The following is a 21,852-nucleotide window of genomic DNA, read 5'->3' on the forward strand; positions in this document are numbered from 1 at the left end:
GCGGCTCAGGCCGGCTGCGGCGTTGGCAGCGTTGCCGGCAGCTTGGCCTCGCGTACCGGCAGGCAGAACGCGGCGGCGATCAGCGCCAGCACCAGGTCGGCGATCCACATCCACGCGTAGTCGCCGAAGCGGCTGATCGCGATGCCGCCGAGCCAGGCGCCGAAGAAGCCGCCGATCTGGTGGCTGAGCAGCGTCAGCCCGAACAGGGTGCCGAGATGGCGCGTGCCGAACAGCTTGTCGACGAGGCCCGCCGTCGGCGGCACCGTGGCCAGCCAGGTGAAGCCGAGCGCGGCGGCGAAGGCGTAGAACGTCCACGCGGTGCGCGGCAGCAGCAGGAACAGGCCGATGAACAGCGCCCGCGCGGCATAGACCGCGGCCAGCACCGTCTTCATCCGCATCCGCTGGCCGAGGGCACCGGCGGTCAGGCTGCCGGCGATGTTGAACAGGCCGATCAGCGCCAGCGAGGTCGCCGACACCCCGGCCGGCAGGCCACACAGCGCGACCTCGCCCGGCAGGTGCGTGACCAGAAACGCGATGTGCAGGCCGCAGGTGAAGAAGCCGAGATGCAGCAGCCAGTAGCTGCGATCGCGCAGCGCGATGGCGATCTGTTCGGACAGCGTGATCGGCGCCGGCCCGCCGGCCGGCTCGGGAAGCGCGGGGCCGCCGAGCGCTCGGGCCAGCGGCAAGGCCAGCAAGGTGCTCGCCGCCATCGACCAGAGGGCCGCGACCCAGCCGAATGCCGCGATCAGCGCCTGCACGATCGGCGCGAACGCGAACTGCCCGAACGAGCCGCCGGCATTGATGAAGCCGGCCGCGAACGCCCGGCGCTCCGGCGGCAGTTGCCGGGATGTGGCGCCGATCAGGATCGAGAACGCGCCGGCCCCGGCGCCGGCCGCGCTCATCACGCCGAGCCCGAGGGTCAGCCCGAATTCCGATGGGAACAGCGCCGCCACGCCGAGGCCCGCGGCCATCAGCAGACTGCCCCAGACCACGACGGCGACCGCGCCGGCCTTGTCGGCAATCGCCCCGAACACCGGCTGCACCGCACCCCAGACGAACTGGCCGATGGCGAGCGCGAAGCTCAGCGACACCACGCCGATGCCGGTGCCGTCGACGATCGGCCGGATCAACAGGCCGAGCGACTGCCGCGCCCCCATCGTCAGCGCGAGAATCGCGGCCGCGGACAGCATCAGCAGCCAGACGGCGCGGTTGCCGGGAGAAGACGGATTCATGGGGCGCGGCGAAGGGACCGTGGGTGGCGAAATGCTAGCGCACGGCGGCTGTCCCGAACCCGAGCGGCGCGTGACGTCGGCGGCGGCGGCGAATCCGCAAGGTCCCGTCAGCGTTTCAGGAACGCTTTCAGATCGGCCAGCGTGTTGGCTTCGCGCGTCGGCTTGTCGGTGCGCCAGCGAGCGATGCGAGGGAAGCGCAGCGCGATGCCGGCCTTGTGCCGGGTGCTGGCCTGAATGCCTTCGAACGCGATCTCGAACACCTGCCCGACCTCGGCGTTCGCCGCGACGCTGCGCACCGGCCCGAACTTCTCGCGCGTGTGCTGCTTGATCCAGTGATCCATCTTGTTCAGCTCGGCATCGGTCAGGCCGGAATAGGCCTTGGCCACCGGCAGCAGCAGGCCTTCGCCGGGGTTCGGGCCTTCCCAGACGCCGAGCGTGTAGTCGGTGTACAGGTTGGCGCGGCGCCCATGGCCGGCCTGCGCGTAGACCAGCACGCAGTCGATGGTCATCGCCGCAAGCTTCCATTTCCACCACGCGCCGCGCTTGCGGCCGGTCTGGTAGCCGGAATCGAGCGACTTCAGCATCAGACCTTCGACGCCGCGCTCGCGGGCTTCGGCTCTCGATGCAGCCAGCGCGTCCCAGCGGTCGGCGATCACCGGTTCGGACAGCTTCAGCCGTGCCGCGGCCGTCTCCGTGACGATCGCTTCAAGCTGCGCGCGCCGCTCGGCCAGCGGCCGGCTGCGCCAGTCCTCGCCTTGCCACTCGATCAGGTCGTACGCGACGAAGGCGACGGGTGCCTCGGCCAGCAGCTTCTTCCCGACGGTCTTGCGCCCGATTCGCGTCTGCAGCTTGGCGAACGTCAGCACGGCGGTGCCGTCATGCGCGAGGATTTCGCCGTCGAGCACGGTGCCGTCCGGCAGCCGCGCCGCCACGGCCTCGATTTCCGGGAAGCGGCCGTTCAGCATTTCCTCGCCGCGCGACCACAGGAAGGTCTGCCCGGCGCGACGGATCAGCTGGCCGCGAATGCCGTCCCATTTCCACTCGGCGAGCCAGGCTTCGACCGGCCCGAGCCCGGACGGCAGGCCGGCGTCCCAGACCGCGTCCGGCGCATCCTCGATCGGGCTCGCGAGGCAGAACGGGTACGGCTGCGACGGATGGGCCTCGGCGCTGCCCGGTGCCAGCAGCGCGGCGAAGGCGTCGGCCGCGCTATTGCGATGGCACGCGAGCGAGTCGCCATCCATGGCCGGACGCTCGCGGCTGCTGCGAGCGGTGCTTGCAACGCGCAGCCACTCGCCCATCAGTCGTTGCGCGATCAGGGTTTCGTCGAGCCCGGCGTGCAAGGCCAGCGCCCGCGCCGCCAGTCCGCTGGACACGCCGACCCTGAGCGCACCCGTCAGCAGCTTGTTGAACAGGAAGCACTCGTCCAGCGGCAGTCGCGCCCAGACGTCGAGCAGCGCGGCGCGCTGCGCGTCGAGGTCGCGCTCGCGCAGGGCCAGCAGCCACGCCACCCAGTCGGCGAGCCCGCGTTCGATCATCGGCTGCGGGCGCTCGGCGCGATCGAGCAGCAGCGCCAGCGTTTCGGCCAGATCGCCGACATGCGCGTAGCACTCCTCGACGATGCCCGGTGCCAAGCCGGTCGCATCGCTGATCCAGGCGCGCAGCTGGGTTGGCGCAATCAGCCGCTTCAGCCGCTGCCCGGTCAGGAAGTACAGGCCCCAGGCCGCATCGGCGGCCGGCGCCTCGGCGAAGTACGCGCGCATCGCCTCGACCTTGGCCGAGGTGCCGCGGGTATCGTCGAGCCGGCTGTAGAGCGCGGCGAAGCGCTTCATCGTCGAAGCCGCGCCGGCTCAGTCGTCGCCGAAGCGCGGCAGGCCGTCATCGCCGCTCGTGTCCCAGTCGGCCTTGGCACTCAGCAGGTAGTGATAGTCCGGCGTGCGGCCGGCTGGCGCATCGAGCGAGCCCAGACGGATGCGGACCAGATCCGGATAGGACGCCGATTCGCTGTAGACCGGCGAGCCGCAGTTCGAACAGAACCAGCGCTGCTTGCCGGGGCTGGAGGCATAGGCCTTCAGCGCCTCGACGCCGGCGAGCAGCCGGAACTCGCTGCGCGGCACGGGGGCGTTCGCGGCAAACGCGGTGCCCGACGCCCGACGGCACATCGAGCAGTGGCACAGCCCGATACGCGACACGGGCTGATCGAATTCGTAGCGGATGGTTCCGCAGAGGCAGGCGCCAGTGGGCATCGCAGGTCTCGGGATCAGGTGGGTCCGATGCGGCGCGGCCGCCGCAGGAGCGGGATGTTATTCGCTGCCGGTGCCGCCGGCATCGGCTTCGGCAACGGCGGCGTCCGGGCTTTCGGCGGCATCCGGGACTTCGGCATCGGTCGCTGCCCCACCTTCCCCTTCGAACTTCGTCGCCAGCATCGACGCCTCGATGCCGCGCGCGGTCAGGTGTTCGATCAGGGCGTCGCCGTGGCCGTGGGTGACCAGCACGCGCCGCGCTCCGGTGTCGTCGATGGTGCGCAGCAGCGAGTCCCAGTCGGCATGGTCGCTCAACACGAAGCCACGGTCGTACGCGGCGCGGCGCTTGCCGCCGCGCACGCGCATCCAGCCGCTGGCGAAACCGGTCGAATACGGGTGGAAGCGCTTCATCCACGGCGTGCCGCCAGCGCCCGGCGGGGCCAGCACCAGTTCGCCGGCGAACGGGGTCCCCTTCTTGATGTTGGCGATGGTCTCGGTCGGCAGCATGCGGATGCCGGCGTCGCGGTAGACCTTGATCAGCCCCGGCATCGCGCCGTGGACGAAGACGCGCTCGTCGGTCAGCTGTGCCAGTTCGGCCAGCAGGCGCTGGGCCTTGCCGAGCGAGTAGCAGAACAGCACGGCAGTCTGGCCGTCGCGCTTGCAGGCCTGCCACCAGTCGAGGATTTCGACGGCGGTGTCGCGGGTGTCGGTCCAGCGGTAGATCGGCAGCGCGAACGTCGCTTCGGTGATCCAGGTGTCGCAGCGGAACGGCTCGAACGGATCGCAGCTCGGGTCCGGATCGCGCTTGAAATCACCGGACACGCCCCAGACCCGGCCGTCGTCATGCTCGATGCGGACCTGTGCGGAGCCCAGCACGTGGCCGGCCGAGTGCAGCGACACGGTGACGTCGTTGAAGCGCAGGCGCTCGCCATAGGCCAGCGGCGTGATCGCGGCCTGCCGGCCGAGGCGTTCGCGCAGCAGGCCGAGCCCGCGCGCCGCCCCCCAGTAGTGCGCGCTGCCGCTGCGGGCATGGTCGGCGTGGGCGTGCGTGATCACCGCTTTCGGCACGCCGCGCCACGGGTCGATGTGAAAATCGCCGTGCGGGCAGTACAGGCCCTCCGGCCGCACGATGACGAGATCGTTTTCCCTCATGGAAGCGTCCCTGCGGCAGTGCCCGGCCCGGCCATCCATGGCCGGGCGCGCTCCGGCGGCGAGCCGTGCTCGCCGACAACACCGTCGCGCCCTTCCGGCCGCACGATGACGAGATCGTCCGGCCTCATGCGGATACGCCCGGGCGCTGCCCGTCGAGCAGCGCCAGCAGCTTGGCCAGCGCGCCGCGATTGGCGCGCACGGCGGCTTCCCCGGCCTTGCCCATCGTGTGGCGGCGCAGGTCGTTGCCGAACAGCACGGCGGTTTCCTCGGCCAGTTGCGGCGCGTCATCGATCTGGATCGCCGCGCCGCTGTCGATCAGCAGCTTGCGCGCAGCCTCGAAGTTGAACATCGCCGGGCCGAACAGCACCGGCAGGCCGATCGCCGCCGGTTCGAGGATGTTGTGGCCGCCGATGGCGACGAGGCTGCCGCCGACGAACGCGACATCGGCCATGGCCAGGTAGAGGAACATCTCGCCCATGCTGTCACCGAGGAAAACCTGAACTTCATCAAGCGCTTGCGGGTAGCCAGACTTGTCCAGCGCGGCCAGCCGCGTGCGCCGCTCGGCCTTCAGGCCGCTGTCGACGATCTGGCGCCAGATGCCGTCGAAACGCTGCGGATGGCGCGGCACCAGCACCAGCAGGGCATCGGCATGCAGTTCCAGCAGCGCGGCATGGGCCGACAGCGCGGCCGCTTCCTCGCCTTCGTGGGTGCTGGCGGCGATCCACACCGGACGCTGGCGGCCGAAGCGCTCGCGCAGGTTCCGGCCGTGGAGGATCGGCAGGTCCGGCAGCGTCAGGTCGAACTTCAGGTTGCCGACCGCCTGCACCCGCGTGTGCGGCGCGCCGAGCGCGATGAAGCGTCCGGCGTCGGCTTCGCTCTGGGCGGCAATTGCGGTGCAGTGCGCAAGCGTCGCGGCGGCGAAGCCACGCACCGCGGAATAGCCGCGGAACGATCGGGGCGACAGCCGGGCGTTGGCAATCGTCAATGGAATCATGCGCTTGGCACATGCGGCGAACAGATTCGGCCAGAGCTCGGTTTCCATCACGATGGCGTGCCCCGGGCGCACGCGGTCGAGAAAGCGGGCGACGGCGTCCGGCAGGTCATACGGGGCATAGCTGTGGCGCACGCGGTCGCCGAAAGCGGCGGCGATGCGCGACGAGCCGGTCGGCGTGGTGGTGGTGACCCAGACCCGGCCGGCGCCGTGGCGGGCGATCAGCGCCTCGATCAGCGGCTGTGCGGCGAGTGCCTCTCCGACCGACACCGCATGCAGCCACGCGCCGATGCCGTCGGCCCTCGGGACGAAACCGAAGCGCTCGGCCAGCCGCCCGCGATAGGCCGGCAGCAGGCGGCTTTTCCACAGCAGGCGCAGCAGGACGAACGGGGCTGCGAGGTACAGCAGGACGGTGTACAGGGCTCTCACGTCGACAAGCATGGGGGGCGATGCCGAGGCGTGCAACGCTAAACTCCCGCGATGACTCCGACCGACCCGTCCGCGCCACTGCCGCGCGCCCTGCTGCACCCGCGCTGGTGGTTGGCCTGGGCGCTGTTCGGCATCGGCCGGGCCTTGTGCTGGCTGCCGGTCGGCACGCTGCTGGCGATCGGCTCCGGGCTCGGCTGGCTGGTCTGGCGGCTGCTGCCGAGCCGCCGCCGCATCGTCCGGATCAACCTTCGGCTGTGCTTCCCGACGATGGACGAAGCGACCATCGTGCGGCGGGTCGAAGGCCACTTCCGGGCGCTGGGCATGGGCCTGTTCGAGACCCTGCTGGCGTGGCTGGCGCCGGACGACAAGCTGCGCGACCGCATCGAGCTGCGCGGCGTCGAGCATCTGGATGCCGCGGCGGCGGATGGTTCCGGCGTGCTGCTGCTGACCGGTCACTTCACCACGCTCGAAATCGCCGCGCGGGCGATCTGCCTTGCCCACCGGCCGTTCCATGCGATGTACCGGCCGGCCGACAACCCGTTCGTCAACTGGTGGATGCATCGCTGGCGCGAACAGCGGTCCGGCCGCCCGGCGCTGCCGAAGGACGATCTGAAAAGCCTGCTGCGGGCGCTGCGCACCGGTGGCGCGGTCTGGTACGCGCCGGATCAGACGCTCGACGTGCCGGGCGCGATCTTCGTGCCGTTCTTCGGCGTGCCGACCCTGACCCTGACCGCGACCACGCGGCTGGCGCAGCTCGGCCGCTGCAAGGTCGTGCCGTTCTTTCCGGAGCGCATCGACGGCCGCTATGTCGTCACCATGGGCCCGGCGCTGGACCAGTTCCCGAGCGGTGACGACGAAGCCGACACCGTGCGCGTCACGGCCCTGCTCGAAGCCGCGATCCTGCGCTGCCCCGAGCAGTATTTCTGGACCCACCGCCGGTTCAAGTACCGGCCACCCGGCGCGCCCGATGTCTACGCCCGCTGAGCCGATGCCGGACGTCGCTATCGACGACGCAACCGTCCGCATCGACGTGATCAACCCCTGGGGCCGCGATGCGCGGGTCGACTGGCGTGGCGGACTGACCGCGCCCGGCGCGCCGGGTCATCCGCCGATCAACTACTGGGCCTGGGCGGCTGCGACTGGCGGCGAGTTCCACCAGCGGCCGGAAACGGTCACGACGGCGCCGGACGCCGTCGTCGTGCTGCTGCGCTGGCGCGGGCTGGCCAACCTGCGCGCAGTGCGGCAGCTGAAGTCGCGCGGGCTCACCGTGTTCGTCAGCTGGAAGGAAAGCGGGGCCGCGCAGATCGCGCAGCAGTTGCGCTGGCCGTGGATGCGCTGGCTGCACCGCCGGGTGCTGGCCGCCGCCGATGGCGCGTTCGCGACGACCGAGCCCGGCAGCCGGCATTACCTCGACTATGGCCTGCCGCCCGCCCGTGTGCATGCGGTGCCGACGCCGTATGCCTTCGATGAACCGGGCTGGGATTTCTCGCAGCCGGATGCGGCGCGCAGTGGCGTGATCGTCGGCACCCGGCAGTTCGACGTGCCGTCGCGCCGTCATGCCGAGGCGCTGCAGCTCGCCGGCCGCGTCGCCCGCGCCGCGAACTGCCGGCTGACCGTGTTCAATCTCGATGGCCCGGCCGGCCGCGCCCGGGTGCAGGCGCTGACCGGCGAGATTCCGGCCGGCATCCGCTGGATCGAGCAGCGGCTGGCCTATCCCGATTTCCTGCGGGAGATCGCCGCGCATCGGCTGGTGCTGCAGCGCGATGCCGGCTGGGTGCCGGGGCAGATCGCCGGCGATGCGCTGCTGTGCGGCATCGTCAATGTCGGCGGCAACGGCGCGGTGCAGCGGCTGGCGTTCCCGGAATTCGCCGAGCCGGAGTGCAGCGAGGCCGCGCTGGAAGCGGCCGCGATCCGGCTGCTGACCGATCTACCGGCGTGGCGCGAGGCCGCGCAGGGCGCCCGCGTGCGCGCGCAGCATCTGGGCCTTAGCTTCGCGTCTAGCCGCGCGCGGCTGGCGGCGGTGGTTCGGGCGACTAACGCGTTGGCGGCGGCGGCATCGCGCTGAGCGCCTCGATCACCCGGGCCACGGTCACCGTCAGCGGCCGCGCGCGGTCGATCGTCGTCGGTGCGTCGGCATTGCACAGCCAGACCTGATTCCGGCCGAACGCGCCGGTGATCTGCGGCAGGGTCGGGCCGTACAGCGACAGGCCCGGCGTCGCCAGGGCGGCGGCCAGATGCATCAGCCCCGTGTCGACGCCGATGACGCGCTCGGCATGGGCGATCCAGCCGGCGATCGCGGTCAGCCCGAGCTTCGGCAGCACGCGGCTGCCCGGGGCGGCGGCGGCGATGGCATCGGCATCGGCGCGTTCGCCGTCGTTGCCCCACGGCAGCACCGGCGTCAGGCCGGTGGCGACGAGATGCCGCGCCAGCGCCTGCCAGTGCGCGAGCGGCCAGCGCTTGGTCGGCCAGGTGGTGCCGTGCAGCAGCAGCGCGTACGACGCGTCGAGGTCCGGGCGCGGGAAGCGCTGGCGGTCGACGCCGGCATCCGGCGCGGTCGCGAGATCGTCCGGCAGCGCGTAGCCGAGTGCCGCGGCGAACAGCCGGCGGGTGCGGGTGACGGCGTGTTCCGCGCCGTGGCGCGGCACCGGCAGGCGGCGGTCGTAGAACAGCGAGGCCAGCGGTTCGCGCGCCGAATGCCAGTCCGGTCCGGCGCTCGGGCCGTCGGCGCGGCTGGCGAGGAAGGCACTTTTCACCAGGCCTTGCGCGTCCAGCACGAGGTCGTACCGGGTTTCGCGCAGCGCCGAGCGGAAACGCGACCAGTCGCCATTGCGGATCGTGGCCAGCGGCGCCTTGCGCCAGCGCCGCAGCTCGCACGGGATCACCCGACGGACCGCGGGGTGCCAGCCCGGAATCTCGCTGAACGCGCGTTCCGACAGCCAGTCGATCGCGAGTCCCGGTCGCGCGCGGGCGGCATCGGTGATCGCCGGCAGCGTGTGGATCAGATCGCCGAGCGAAGAAGTTTTGACGACAAGCAGGGACATGACGGCAATCGCGGCGGGAATCGGGGCATTTTTACAGGGATTCGACCGACGGTCGGCTCCGTTCTAGCTGATATATTTCGCTCCGCCGCGGGGCACGCGAGACGTGCGGGCAATCGGGCGACCGGTTCGGGAACACCCCGAACCGCGCGTGGATATTCATTCGGAATTGAATTCTGGCAGGGGCACGGCGTGAATCGGACAGTACGCAGCAGCGCGGCAATCTTGATGGCAGCGGTCGGTTTCGCCTTTTATGCGCAGGCCGCCACGCCAATTGAAGAAACGCAGAGCCTGATCAGTCAGGGCGATCTCGACGGCGCGCTGAAGCGCATCGACCGCTTCCTCGCCAGCAGCCCGCAGGACGCCGAAGGCCGCTTCACCCGCGCGCTGATCCTGGTCAAGCAGAACAAGACCAACGACGCGATCAAGGCCTTCACCGACCTGACCCGCGACTACCCGCAGATTCCCGAGCCGTACAACAACCTCGCGGTGCTGTACGCACAGGCCGGCGACTACGAGAAGGCACGCGATGCGCTCGAAGCCGCGCTTGCCACCAACCCGAGCTATGCCACGGCCCACGAGAACCTCGGCGACATCTACGCCGCGCTCGCCGGTGCGGCGTACAACCGCGCGCTGGCGCTGGATGGCTCGAATCAGGCGACGCGCTACAAGCTGTCGCTGCTCAGCGGCATCAATGCCGGTCCGGGTGCGGTGAAGGCCGCCGCCGCCGCGCCGCCGGCCGCGGCACCCGCCGTCGCGGCGGCACCGGCACCGGCCCCTGCCGCTGCGGCGCCGGCACCGGCGGCGGCAACCCCCGCGGCCGTGCATGACGCCGTGGTCAAGGCGCTCGATGGCTGGGCGCTGGCGTGGTCGAACCGCAATGTCGATGGCTACCTCGCCGCGTACTCGCCGGAGTTCAAGCTGGATGGCGGCCTCGGCTTCGCCGAATGGCAGGCCCAGCGCCGCGTGCGCATCGGCAAGGCCAAGTCGATCGCGGTGGCGGTGATCGATCCGGACGTGCAGACGATCGACGCCAACCGCGTGCGCGTCAGCTTCACCCAGGATTACCAGTCGGACACGATCTCGGACAAGGTCGTGAAAGTCGTCGAACTGACGCAGAGCAACGGAAGCTGGAAGATCACCCGCGAATCCATTCGCTGACAGGCGCGCGACGGCTCGTGAATGATCGCGGCGCGCGGCGCCGGTTGGCCGCCGCGCTTCTGGCCTGGTTCACCAGTGTCGGTTTCCTGAATCTGGCGCAGGCCGCGGACACGGCGGCCACCGCCGGCGTCGATCATCCGGAAGCCCGTCTTGCCGCCGCGATCGACGCGATGCAGGACGGCCGCTACGCCATCGCCACCGAAACCCTGCGCAAGCTACTGAAGGACCAGCCGAATTTCCGGCTGGCGCAGCTGCTGTACGGACAGGCGCTGGCGCTGCGGTCCGGTGCCTGCATCGGCTCGCCGCTGGCCGATGACGAAGACCCGAAGCTGCGCGACCTGCTCGCCGAGTACCGCGTTCGCCATGACAGCCAGCGCGCGCTGCCGCCGCCGGGCCAGGTGCCGGCGATGCTCTTGAAGCTGTCGGACGAGCTGCGGCATGCCGTGGTCGTCGACCTGTCGAAAGGCCGCACCTACGTCATCGAGAACGACCACGGCAGCCTGCGCACGATCCGCAACTTCTATTCGGGCATCGGCCGCAGCGGCTTCGGCAAGCAGAGCGAAGGCGATCTGCGCACGCCGGTCGGCATCTACCGGATCACCGGCTGGATGAGCGATGACGCGCTGCCGCCGCTGTACGGCGCCGGCGCGCTGCCGCTGAGCTATCCGAATTCCTGGGATCGGGCGCTCAGCCGCACCGGCGGCGGCATCTGGCTGCATGGCGTGCCGCCGGAAACCTACGTTCGCGCGCCGCGGTCCAGCGAAGGCTGCGTGACCTTCGCCAACGGCGATCTGCTGGCGCTGCGGCAGCTGGTGACGGTGGGCGGGGCGATCAGCGCCACGCCGGTGATCCTCGCCGACAGCGTCGACTGGCAGCCGGCGGCGAAGCTGGCCGGCGATCGCGAGCGCCTGACCCGCACGATCGAGGGCTGGCGCAGCCGCTGGGCGGCACTCGATACCGAGGCCTATCTCGATCACTACGCGAAGGATTTCCGCACCGACGACGGCCTCGACAAGGCCGCGTTCACCGATTACAAGCGCAAGGTCAATGCCGGCAAGCGCCGGATCGAGGTCGGCGTCGACGATCTGAGCCTGTTCGCCTATCCCGGCGAGCCGGGGCTGGTGCTTGCCCAGTTCATGCAGAACTACCGCAGCGACAACTTCACCTCCAGCTCGCGCAAGGACCAGTACTGGCGCCGGCAGCCGGACGGCCAGTGGAAGATCGTTCGCGAGCTGAATCGCTGAGGCCGGCGGCACCGGCAGCACGAAAGCACCGCCGGTCACCGGCTATCCTCCGTGCACAGCCGTCGTGGCACGGCCGACCGGAGCAGTGACGCATGACCATGGACGCGATCGAGTACCGCATCGAAGGCGACGACCTGCAGTTCGTCGAGATCCGGCTGGAACCCGGCCAGTGTGCCGTCGCCGAGCCGGGCGCGATGATGTACATCGACGACGGGATCGAGATGAGCACCGAGCTCGGCGATGGCAGCCGCCGCGCCTCGAACTTCTTCAGCCGCCTGTGGCGCGGCGTCCGCCGCAAGTTCAGCGGCGAATCGCTGTTCAGCGCCATCTTCGAGAACACCGCCACGACGCCGCGACGGGTCGCGATTGCGGCCGCCTCGCCCGGACAGATCGTGCCGATCGACCTGCGCGCCGTCGGCGGCGAGCTGATCTGCCAGGCCGGGGCCTATCTGGCAGCCGCGCGCGGGGTCGAGATCGGCGTGGCGCTGCAGAAGCGCCTGCGCGTCGGCTTCCTCGGCGGCGAGGGCTTCATCATGCAGAAGCTGACCGGCGATGGCATCGCCTTCGTCCACGCCAGCGGTGCCTTGACCCAGATGCAGCTGGCACCCGGCCAGAGCCTGCGCGTCGACACCGGCTGCCTCGTGGCGCTGCAGACCTCGGTGCGCTACGACATCCAGTACGCCGGCCGCGTGAAGACCGCGCTGTTCGGCGGCGAAGGCCTGTTCTTCGCCCAGCTGACCGGGCCCGGCACGGTCTGGCTGCAGTCGATGCCGCTGAAGCGCCTGAGCCGCACGATGCTGGGCTCGGCGATGGCGGCCGGCCGCCCGGCCGGCGCGCTCGGCATCGTCTATGTCATCGTCATCGGCATCATCGTGCTGGTCAACATCCTGCGCAGCGGCGGAGTGTGAATCGCATGAATGGACGTTTCGCCGCGCGCTTGTACGCCCCGCACCTGCCATCGGCCGGTATCGCAGTCGACGCCACCTTCGTCGGCAACCGCCTGCATGTCGATGGCAGCGACGCGCATCAAGTCGATGCCAACGCGATCACCGTGCACATCGGCGGCTTCGATCACGACCAGCTGCAGCTGTGCTGGACCTCGACGCACGGCCACGCCGCCGTGCAGTGGGCGTTGACGCCGGTTGACGCCGCGGCGCTGGCCACGGCGCTCGGCACCGCACCGGCGGCGCTGGAACCGGCGCTGCGCAAGTTTCGTCGCCGCGGCCAGCGCATGAGTGCCAAGTGGTGGCTGCTCGGCGGCACTGCTGCCACGCTGGTGCTGGCGATCGTCGCGGCCTGGTGGAGCTACGGCGCGCTGCTGGACTGGGCCGCGAGCCGGGTGCCGCCGGAGGTCGAAGCGAAGCTCGGCGAAGCCACGGTTTCCGAGCTGCGCAAGGCCGGCAGGCTGATCGACAAGGGGCCCGCAGTCGATGCCGTGACCGAAATCGGCGGCAAGCTCACCGCCGGCTCGCGCTACCAGTACCACTGGGCCGTGCTGGATGAGGCCAGCATCAACGCGTTCGCCGCGCCCGGTGGCCATGTCGTCGTCCATCGCGGGCTGATCGAGGCGGCGAAGACGCCGGAGGAACTGGCCGGCGTGCTCGCGCACGAGGTGCAGCACATCGAACAGCGCCATACCCTGAAGGCCATGATGAACGGCGTGGGCTGGGCCGCGCTGTCGACCGCCGTGCTCGGCGATGTCAGCGCCATGGTCGGCGTGCTCGCGTATCAGGTCGGCACCTTGAGCTACAGCCGCGATCTGGAAGCCGAGGCCGATCGCCTCGGGCTGGCCGCGCTGGTCAAGGCCGACATCGCGCCCGGCGGCATGGTCGATTTCTTCCGCACGCTCGAGCAAGAGGGCGAGAAGGGCGGCACCGCAGCCCCGATCGCGCTGCTGTCGAGCCACCCGGCCACCGACAGCCGCATCGCCGCGATCGAGGCCGACATCGCCCGGTTGCCGGTGAAGACCTATCCGCCGCTGGCCATCGACTGGTCGGCGGTGCAGGGCAGCCTCGGCGACGACAAGGCCGATTCCGCCGCCGCCGAATGACGGCCGCCGGCCGGGAGCCGGTTGAATCAACCGCGTTCAGCGCAACATAGCGAGGTCCTTCTCGTGGATTCACGCCTTGTCCCGCCCCATGCGCCGCACGCCCGATACTGGTGACACCGCCGGCGAAGCCGTCATCGAACCCTCGCTGAGCAAGGCGCTGGTGATGCTGAAGCCGTATCTGGCGGAGTTCCCGGGGCGGCTGGCCCTGGCGCTCGGCTTGCTGTTCATCGCCAAGATCGCCGGCGTCTGGCTGCCGCAGCTGATGAAGCAGCTGGTCGACGGCCTGACGCCGAAGGAAGGCCTGGTGCTGGTGGTGCCGGCCGCGCTGCTGCTGGCCTACGGCGCATTCCGCTTCCTGAACGTGCTGCTCGGCGAACTGCGCGATCTGGTGTTCGGCAAGGTCGCCGAGCGCGCGCAGCGGCGGGCCGCGCTGAGGGTGTTCGAACACCTGCACCGGCTCGATCTGGAGTTCCACCTGTCGCGCCGCACCGGGGCCCTGAGCCGCGACATCGAGCGCGGCGTCGACGGCATCAGCTTCCTGCTGCGCTTTCTGACCTTCAACATCGTGCCGACGCTGTTCGAGATCGCGCTGGTCGCCGCCATCCTGTGGAAGCAGTACGACGGCCGGTTCGCGGCGATCGCGGCATTGTCGGTCGTGATCTATGTCGGCTTCTCGGTCTGGGTCACCGAGTGGCGCACGAAGTTCGTCCGCGCCGCCAACACCATGGATTCGAAGGCCAACACCCGCGCTATCGATTCCCTGCTGAACTACGAGACGGTCAAGTACTTCGGCAACGAACGCTGGGAAGCCGACCGCTACGACGACAGCATGGCCGCGTGGGAAAAGGCGACCTCGCAGAACCGCATGTCGCTGTCGGCGCTGAACACCGGGCAGGCGCTGATCGTCGCCGGCTCGATCACCGCGATGATGTGGCTGGCGGCGTCGCAGGTGACCCTGGGCGAGATGACGGTCGGCGGTTTCGTCGCGGTCAACGCCTACATGATCCAGCTGTTCGTGCCGCTGAACTTCCTCGGCTTCGTCTACCGCGAGATTCGCCGCGCGTTGACCGACATGCAGAAGATGTTCGGCCTGATCGACCAGCCGCCGAAGATCCGGGACCAGCCGGACGCCGCGACCCTGACCATTCCGCGCGGCGTGGCCAGCGCCGAGATCCGCTTCGACGACGTGCGCTTCGCCTACAGCGCAGCGCGGCCGATCCTGCGCGGCGTCAGCTTCACCATCGCGCCCGGCCGGAAGCTGGCGGTGGTCGGCGCCAGCGGCGCCGGCAAGTCGACCCTGGCGCGCCTGCTGTTCCGCTTCTACGACCCGGACGGCGGCGCCATCACCATCAACGGCACCGACCTGCGCGCGATGACGCAGGACAGCCTGCGCCGGATGATCGGCGTGGTGCCGCAGGACACGGTGCTGTTCAACGACAGCATCGAATACAACATCGCCTACGGCCGGCCGGGCGCCAGCCGGGCCGACGTCGAGCGCGCCGCCAAGCTGGCCCATCTCGATGGGTTCATCGCCCGGCTGCCACAGGGCTACGACACCCAGGTCGGCGAGCGGGGCCTGAAGGTCTCCGGCGGGGAGAAGCAGCGCATCGCCATCGCCCGCGCGCTGCTGAAGGATCCGCCGATCCTGATCCTCGACGAGGCAACGTCGTCGCTGGACTCGGCCGCCGAGGCCGCGATCCTCGACGCGCTGCATGCGGCGACCGAACGGCGGACGACGCTGGTGATCGCCCACCGCCTGTCGACGATCACCGACGCCGACACGATTCTCGTGCTTGATCAGGGACTTGCCGTCGAGCAGGGGAGCCACGCCGAGCTGCTTGCGCTAGGAGGGTCCTATGCGCGATTGTGGAATTTGCAGCTGCGCGAAGGCATCACGGCGACGGCGACCTGATGGCGGCGTCGCCGGCAGCGCAGTCGGCCGCCATTGGCTTCGGCCGGCGCCGCTGAAAATCCCGAGCCGCCGGCCGAGTCTCGCGTCCGCGCGATAACTTGCAAACATGAACAAGTTTTAACGATATTTCATCGAGTGCCGTCAAAAACCACACTTTCCGAATAATACGGTGTCAGGACATCATGTTTGACCGTTCGTCAGAAACTCCAGTGCGCCGATAACGAGGCATTTTCGTAGAGTATTTTGACTAGCGGGCGACGCGTGGGGAGTTTCGCTCTCTACAGTGCGGTCATGAGCCGTATGCCCTCCAGAGCCCTCTCGACGCTGCCGCCTTCGTGCGCGGCCCGCGAGTGCCCGTGGCCGAACGACGGCGGGGCCGCGCGATGAGCGCCAAGGCCGGTTTCAGCGCCAATCCCAAGGTCGTCAGCCTGCTGCGCGGCAAGCCCAAGGCCAGCGACGCGACGGTGCAGCTGGTTGAATCGCTGAAAGCGCAGGTGATCGATGCCCTGCGCGATCGCCTGAACGTGATGTTCGACGGCGCCGACGATCTGCTGTTCGAGTTTGCCGAACGCGCCAGCAACAACAACGACCGCCGCCTGTTCTTCGACACCATGCGAGCCGTTCGCCTGGGCCGCAAGAACATGCTGACGCAGTTCTGCGATGCCTACGGTGCCAGCTTCGGTGCCGCGCCGACGCCGAGCATCACGCCGATCTCCGCGCGCGTCGAGGAAGAAGACCTGTCGCTGCAGAAGACCGAATCGGTCGAGCTGACGATCGCCGTGTCGAACATGGCGACCAAGGCCGAGGGTCTCTACAAGCAGACGCTGTGGGAAATCAGCGGCCGGGTGAAGTCGCTGATCGACGACTATCAGGCCCCGATCTCGCCCGAAGCATTGGCGCCGGCGACGATCTGCAAGGCCTTCCGCGATGCCGCCGAAGCGCTGAACATCGAATTCGCGGTCGAACTGGTGGTGTTCAAGCTGTTCGACCGGCTGGTCATCAGCGAACTGAACGATCTGTACACGCGGATCCTGCACTTCCTGAAGCAGAGCGGCGTGCGCGCCGCCGCCACCGGTTTCGTGCAGGGCAGCCGCCCCGGCCTCGGCGCGCCGAACGATGCCGGTTTCGAAGACAGCGTCGAAGCGCCGTCGTCGGTTCCGCCGTCGCTGCAGGCGCCGTCGCCCGCACCGGGTTTCAGCGGCGCCCGCGGTCCGGCACCGCTGTCCGGCGGGCCGGCGCGCGAGGCGGCACAGGAATTCCGGGCCCCGGTCGGGCTCGCGGCGTCGATGATGATGTCGCCGTCGCTCGATCCGCAGACCTTGGCCAGCCTGCAGCGCATCGGCGCGGTGCCGCCGAATCTCGCGACCTACAGCAACGCCAGCCTCGCGGCCGACCTCGCCGCAGCGGCGCAGGGTCAGGTCATCGTCGGCTGGACACCGCGCCAGACCACGGCCTACGTGCAGCGCGCCAGCCTCGTCGGCCACATGTTCAACGACATCCTGGCCGACCAGCATCTGCCGAACGCGCTGCGCACGCAGTTCGACGGCCTGCGCATGTCGACGCTGAAGGTCGCGCTGAAGGACATCGCGTTCATCTCCGATCCGGATCACCCGGTTCGCAGCCTGATCAACGAGCTGGCGACGATGGCGTCGACCGCGCGCGCCGGCGGCCCGGCGCACATGGAGCGCATTGCCGAGCTGGTGGCGCAGATCCAGAAGCAGTTCGACATCGCCGCCGAATCGCTGCGCAAGCCGCCGCCGGAAATCGAGCTGGTCGGCACCGATCAGGCCGAGCGTTTCATCGAGCAGCAGATGGCGCAGGCTTCGCAGCGCCGGCAGGCCATCGTCAAGAAAGTACGCCGGATCATCGCCGAGGAACTTCAGTTGCGCACGCGCGGCACCACCGTCACCGACGACGTTCGGCCGCTGCTGAACTCGCTGTGGGCACCGATGATGGCGATGCACCTGCTGCATCACGGCCCGGAAAGCGCGGAATGGAAGCGCGGCATGGCGCAGCTCGACCGCGTGCTGCAGATGCTCGACCCGGCGCGTGAGGAACTGCGCGGCGAACCATCGGTGCGCGGCCTGCGTGCCGAGCTGGAATCCGAGTTCACCGCCGTCGGCCTCGCGTCCGGCCGCGTCGCCGAAGCGCTCGATGGCTTCGAGCGGGCGCTGAAGCTGATCAAGCCGGGCCTGCCGGTGCCGGACCCGGCGCTCGACAATCTGGCGCCGCCGGTGAACCTGCACGTGCCGTCGGCCGCCGGTGCGCCGGAAGGCGCGAGCGAACTGCTGGAGCAGCTGATCCAGCCGGGGGCGTGGTTCCTGATCCACGACCCGGATCGCGGCGAAAGCCGCTGGATGAAGGCCGTGGCGTATTACGCCGGCCTCGATTGCGCAGCGTTCGCGGAGTTCAACGGCAGCAACACGCTGCTGCTGAAGTCGCGGATGCTGCTCGACGATCTGCTGGCCCGCCGCACGGTGCCGGTCGATCTCGGCCCGACGGCGCGCGGCGCGCTCGACCGCTATCTGGCGCGCGCAGCCTGAGCAGCCGGGCAACGCCCGGCACGCGTGGACGGCGGTTTCCCGGATCCATCACCGGCATCTCGGCCGCCGTGATGGCCGGGTCGGCGGCATGGCGAATCCCCGGAATTCGAGATTTCCGTGGTCGCAGCCTTCCCGGAACCCGACTTTTGCACTAACTTGATGCACAGCGGCGGCTCAAGGCTCGAAGCGATTTTCGGGTCGGCACGCGGCATCGATTCCATCCCCATGCTCAGTCTTGGCTCGCTCGATTTGAAGCAGCGCATCGCCACGCGTCTCGTGACGCCGGAAATCGAAGCGCTGGTCGCCAGCATTCCGAAACCGCTCGGCAGCTTTGGCTACGACCCCTGGGGCTACAACGAAGACACGTTCAAGGTCGCGCTCGGCGCCGCCCGGCTGCTGTACGACCACTACTTCCGCGTCACCGCGCACGGCCTCGAGAACATTCCGAGCGAAGGCCGCGTGCTGATCGTCGGCAACCACAGCGGCCAGCTGCCGATGGATGGCGCGCTCGTGGGCGTTGCCGCGGCCACCAATCCGTTCGGCCCCCGGCTCGCGCGCGCGATGATCGAGCGCTTCTTCCCGACCGTGCCGTGGCTCGGCAACTTCCTGAATGCGCTCGGCGGCGTCATCGGCGATCCGGTGAACTGCTCGAAGATGCTGGACATGGACGAAGCGATCATCGTCTTCCCGGAAGGCGTGCGCGGCTCCGGCAAGCTGTACAAGAAGCGCTATCAGCTGCAGCGCTTCGGCAACGGCTTCATGCATCTGGCGATGAACCATCGCGCGCCGATCGTGCCGGTCGGCATCGTCGGCTGCGAGGAAACGATGCCGGCGCTGGCCAACCTGTCACCGATCGCCAAGCTGCTCGGTCTGCCGTATCTGCCGATCGTCCCGAGCCTGCTGCCGCTGCCGGCGCGGGTCTATCTGAATTTCGGCAAGCCCATGCATTTCTCCCCCGCGGCCAGCGAGGCCGAAGTGACCGAACGCGTCGAGGACGTGAAGGCGGAACTTCGCACGCTGATCCAGGCCGGCCTCGCCGAGCGCACGAGCATCTACTGATGGCGACCAAGACCTCCACCCGCAAGTCGGCCGAAGCGAAGAAGACCGTGCTGGTCACCGGCGCCGCCGGCTCGCTCGCGAAGCGCGTGATCGCGAAGCTGCACGGGCGCTACAACGTCATCGCCGTCGATTTCCGGCGCAAGGTCGAGACCGACGCCGGCATTCCGAGCTACCTCGTCGAACTGCACAAGCGCGGCTTCGAGGACATCTTCGCCGAGCACCGGATCGACGCGGTGATCCACATCGGCCGCATCTTCGCGCACGAGAAGACGCGGCAGCAGCGCTACAACGCCAACGTGCTGGGCTGCAAGAAGCTGCTCGAGCTGTGCCGCAAGTACAAGGTCGGCCAGGTGATCATCCACTCGACCTACTTCGTCTACGGCGCCAGTGCCTACAACCCGGCGCTGATCGACGAGGACGCGCCGCTGAAGGCCAGCGAGGTGACGCAGGATCTGGTCGATTCGGTGGAGCTCGAAAGCCTCGCCAACATCTACCTGTGGAAGCACCCGGAGCTGAACATCACGATCCTGCGCCCGTGCAACGTGCTGGGGCCGGGCGTGCGCAACAGCATGTCGATCCTGTTGTCGCGCAGCCTGGTGCCGGTGCTGCTCGGCTTCTCGCCGCTGATGCAGTTCCTGCATGTCGACGACATGTCCGAGGCGATGGTGCTGGCGTTCGAGCAGAACAAGCCGGGCATCTACAACGTCGCCCCGGACGATTACGTGCCGTATCAGGAAGCCGTGAACCAGTGCGGCTGCCGCAAGCTGCCGGTGTTGAGCGTGCCGCCGAGCCTGCCGAAGCTGGTGGCGACGATGCTGAACTGGAACGCCTTCTTCCCGCCGTACCTGATCAACTATTTCAAGTACCCGGTGATCCTCGACGGCCAGCGCTTCCGCGATACCTTCGGCTGGAAGCCGCGCCGTAACCTGAACGACATCTTCACCTACTACCGCAAGCAGAAGCTGGTCGCGACCGGCTGAGGCAGCGCCCGACGGTGCGGCAGCGGACAGACGTGCGTCGCCCGCGGCGCGATTCGATGCGGCTTGCGGGGCGGCTATCGACCGGCGCGGCAAATGCAATGAAACGGATGGTCGCGGCCGGCGGTCACATCGGTATGCTGCGAGCACCATCCCCACGTCCACCGGAGTCTCCATGAGCAAGGACAAGTCGAAATCCAAGTCGAAGGCCGACAAGGCCGCCGCCGGCCCGTCGTCCGGCATCGACATCGGCATCGGTGAAGTCGACCGCGCCGCCATCGCCCACGGCCTGTCGCGCCTGCTGGCCGATGAGTACACGCTGTACCTGAAGACCCACAACTTCCACTGGAACGTGACCGGTCCGATGTTCAACACGCTGCACCTGATGTTCGAAGGCCAGTACACCGAAGCCGCGCTGGCGGTCGATCTGGTTGCCGAACGCATCCGCGCGCTCGGCTTCCCGGCACCGGGCACCTATGCCCAGTACGCCAAGCTGTCGAGCATCGAGGAAGACGAAGGCGTGCCGCCGGCGATGGAGATGGTCAAGAAGCTGGTCAAGGGCCACGAGGCCTGCGCCCGGACTGCCCGGTCGGTGTTCCCGCTGGCCGACAAGGCCAGCGACGAGCCGACTGCGGACTTGCTCACACAGCGCCTGCAGTTGCACGAAAAGACCGCGTGGATGCTGCGCTCGCTGCTCGAATGACCGGGCGCGGGAAGCCGTAAAATGACAAGGCCGACGGGAAGTCGGCCTTTTTCTTGCTCGCTGCAGATCATGGCAACCGTTCCGCTACTGTCCGTCCGTCGCCTCCGGGTCCACTACCCGAAACGCGGCCTGCTGCCATGGAACCGCCCGGGGCTGGTCCGGGCCATCGACGATCTGCATTTCGACCTGCAGCCGGGCGAGACGCTCGGCATCGTCGGCGAGTCAGGCTGCGGCAAGTCCACGCTCGCGCGGACGCTGGTCGGCCTGCAGGCCGCCACCACCGGCTCGATCCGCTACGGCAATCAGGAGTTGATCGGCCTGAGCCGGCAGGACTGGAAGCCGCTGCGCCACGAGATCCAGCTGGTCTTCCAGGATCCGCTGGGCTCCTTGAGCCCGAAGATGAAGGTGGCCGACATCATCGCCGAGCCGCTGAAGGCGCTGATGCCGCAGCTCGGCGCCGAGCAGCGCCGGGCCAAGGCGCTGGCGCTGATGGAGCGCGTCGGTCTGGGCCCCGAGATCGCCGATCGCAAGCCGGCCGAGCTGTCCGGCGGGCAGGGCCAGCGCGTCGGCATCGCCCGCGCGCTGATCGTCGAACCGAAGCTGCTGATCTGCGACGAGCCGGTGTCCGCGCTCGATGTCTCGATCCAGGCCCAGATCGTCAACCTGCTGGCCGATCTCGCGCGCGAACGCCAGCTGGCGATGATCTTCATCGCCCACGATCTGGCCGTGGTCCGGCAGCTGTCGAACCGCGTGCTGGTGATGTATCTCGGCAAGGTCATGGAGCAGGGCCGCGCCGAGGATGTCTACGCCCGGCCGCGCCATCCGTACACTCGCGCGCTGCTCGAAGCGGCGCCGGTGATCGATCTCGACGCCGTCACCACTGCCGCTGAGGAAGCCGGCGGCGAGGCGAGTGCCGACCGCCCGGCACCGGCCGTCAAGCGCAAGCGCCGACGCCTGCTCGGCGGCGATTCGCCCGATCCGGCGCAGCCGCCGATGGGCTGCGTGTTCCACCCGCGCTGTCCGCTGGTCGAACACGCTTGCGTGCAGGCCGTGCCGCTGCTGCGGCGGGTCGACGGCGAGCAGTACGCCGCCTGCCATTTCGTCGCGGCCGGCGGCTGAGC

18 protein-coding genes are annotated in these 21,852 nt (G+C 69.2%); 12 read left to right on the forward strand and 6 right to left on the reverse strand.

Features of this window, described 5'->3' with window-relative positions; genetic code table 11:
- Positions 1–5: 5 nt before the first annotated feature.
- From QZ951_RS19240 to waaA, 5 genes are all read right to left on the reverse strand, one after another.
- Complete coding sequence (locus QZ951_RS19240) at positions 6–1,232, reverse strand: MFS transporter (protein WP_293003576.1); 1,227 nt, start codon at positions 1,230–1,232, stop codon at positions 6–8.
- A gap of 107 nt (positions 1,233–1,339) precedes the next feature.
- Complete coding sequence (locus QZ951_RS19245; RefSeq protein WP_293003577.1) at positions 1,340–3,061, reverse strand: ATP-dependent DNA ligase; 1,722 nt, start codon at positions 3,059–3,061, stop codon at positions 1,340–1,342.
- An 18-nt stretch (positions 3,062–3,079) separates the two neighbouring features.
- Positions 3,080–3,475, reverse strand: coding sequence for a GFA family protein (locus QZ951_RS19250; RefSeq protein ID WP_293003578.1), 396 nt, complete (start codon positions 3,473–3,475; stop codon positions 3,080–3,082).
- Between the two features lie 57 nt (positions 3,476–3,532).
- Complete coding sequence (locus QZ951_RS19255) at positions 3,533–4,624, reverse strand: ligase-associated DNA damage response exonuclease (protein ID WP_293003579.1); 1,092 nt, start codon at positions 4,622–4,624, stop codon at positions 3,533–3,535.
- 124 nt (positions 4,625–4,748) lie between these two features.
- Complete coding sequence (gene waaA, locus QZ951_RS19260; protein ID WP_293003580.1) at positions 4,749–6,044, reverse strand: lipid IV(A) 3-deoxy-D-manno-octulosonic acid transferase; 1,296 nt, start codon at positions 6,042–6,044, stop codon at positions 4,749–4,751.
- 51 nt (positions 6,045–6,095) lie between these two features.
- On the opposite strand from waaA, the gene QZ951_RS19265 reads away from it, so the two are divergent.
- Positions 6,096–7,028 (forward strand): hypothetical protein, encoded by a 933-nt coding sequence (locus tag QZ951_RS19265; RefSeq protein WP_293003582.1) that lies wholly within the window; start codon positions 6,096–6,098, stop codon positions 7,026–7,028.
- Between the two features lie 4 nt (positions 7,029–7,032).
- Complete coding sequence (locus QZ951_RS19270; protein ID WP_293003584.1) at positions 7,033–8,109, forward strand: hypothetical protein; 1,077 nt, start codon at positions 7,033–7,035, stop codon at positions 8,107–8,109.
- On the opposite strand, the gene waaC is transcribed toward QZ951_RS19270, so the two are convergent.
- The gene (gene waaC, locus QZ951_RS19275; protein ID WP_293003586.1) at positions 8,078–9,085 is read right to left on the reverse strand and encodes a lipopolysaccharide heptosyltransferase I; all 1,008 of its coding nucleotides are present in this window, start codon (positions 9,083–9,085) and stop codon (positions 8,078–8,080) included. The genes QZ951_RS19270 and waaC overlap by 32 nt on opposite strands.
- Before the next feature lie 225 nt (positions 9,086–9,310).
- Here waaC and QZ951_RS19280 point away from each other — a divergent pair, with 225 nt between their 5' ends.
- The 10 genes from QZ951_RS19280 to QZ951_RS19325 all read left to right on the forward strand — a co-directional run bounded on the left by QZ951_RS19280 (position 9,311) and on the right by QZ951_RS19325 (position 21,850).
- Positions 9,311–10,243, forward strand: coding sequence for a tetratricopeptide repeat protein (locus QZ951_RS19280; RefSeq protein ID WP_293003589.1), 933 nt, complete (start codon positions 9,311–9,313; stop codon positions 10,241–10,243).
- A gap of 44 nt (positions 10,244–10,287) precedes the next feature.
- Positions 10,288–11,487, forward strand: a complete 1,200-nt coding sequence (locus tag QZ951_RS19285; protein ID WP_293003591.1) for a L,D-transpeptidase family protein — start codon at positions 10,288–10,290, stop codon at positions 11,485–11,487.
- A 92-nt stretch (positions 11,488–11,579) separates the two neighbouring features.
- Positions 11,580–12,395, forward strand: a complete 816-nt coding sequence (locus QZ951_RS19290) for a TIGR00266 family protein (protein WP_293003592.1) — start codon at positions 11,580–11,582, stop codon at positions 12,393–12,395.
- Positions 12,396–12,400: 5 nt separating this feature from the next.
- Positions 12,401–13,537 (forward strand): M48 family metallopeptidase, encoded by a 1,137-nt coding sequence (locus QZ951_RS19295; protein ID WP_293003593.1) that lies wholly within the window; start codon positions 12,401–12,403, stop codon positions 13,535–13,537.
- Between the two features lie 163 nt (positions 13,538–13,700).
- Positions 13,701–15,449, forward strand: coding sequence for an ABC transporter ATP-binding protein/permease (locus tag QZ951_RS19300; RefSeq protein WP_366943993.1), 1,749 nt, complete (start codon positions 13,701–13,703; stop codon positions 15,447–15,449).
- Positions 15,450–15,832: 383 nt separating this feature from the next.
- Positions 15,833–17,992, forward strand: coding sequence for a DUF1631 family protein (locus QZ951_RS19305; protein WP_293003595.1), 2,160 nt, complete (start codon positions 15,833–15,835; stop codon positions 17,990–17,992).
- A gap of 225 nt (positions 17,993–18,217) precedes the next feature.
- A complete protein-coding gene (locus QZ951_RS19310) occupies positions 18,218–19,051 on the forward strand; it encodes a lysophospholipid acyltransferase family protein (RefSeq protein WP_293003596.1) in 834 nt (277 codons plus the stop codon).
- Positions 19,051–20,031, forward strand: coding sequence for an SDR family oxidoreductase (locus QZ951_RS19315; protein WP_293003597.1), 981 nt, complete (start codon positions 19,051–19,053; stop codon positions 20,029–20,031). The genes QZ951_RS19310 and QZ951_RS19315 overlap by 1 nt, the downstream gene beginning before the upstream one ends.
- 172 nt (positions 20,032–20,203) lie before the next feature.
- A complete protein-coding gene (locus QZ951_RS19320; protein ID WP_293003598.1) occupies positions 20,204–20,731 on the forward strand; it encodes a Dps family protein in 528 nt (175 codons plus the stop codon).
- 69 nt (positions 20,732–20,800) lie between these two features.
- Complete coding sequence (locus QZ951_RS19325) at positions 20,801–21,850, forward strand: oligopeptide/dipeptide ABC transporter ATP-binding protein (protein WP_293003599.1); 1,050 nt, start codon at positions 20,801–20,803, stop codon at positions 21,848–21,850.
- Positions 21,851–21,852: the final 2 nt, after the last annotated feature.

Source organism: Nevskia sp., assembly GCF_021732705.1.
In the GTDB taxonomy this organism is placed as follows: domain Bacteria; phylum Pseudomonadota; class Gammaproteobacteria; order Nevskiales; family Nevskiaceae; genus Nevskia.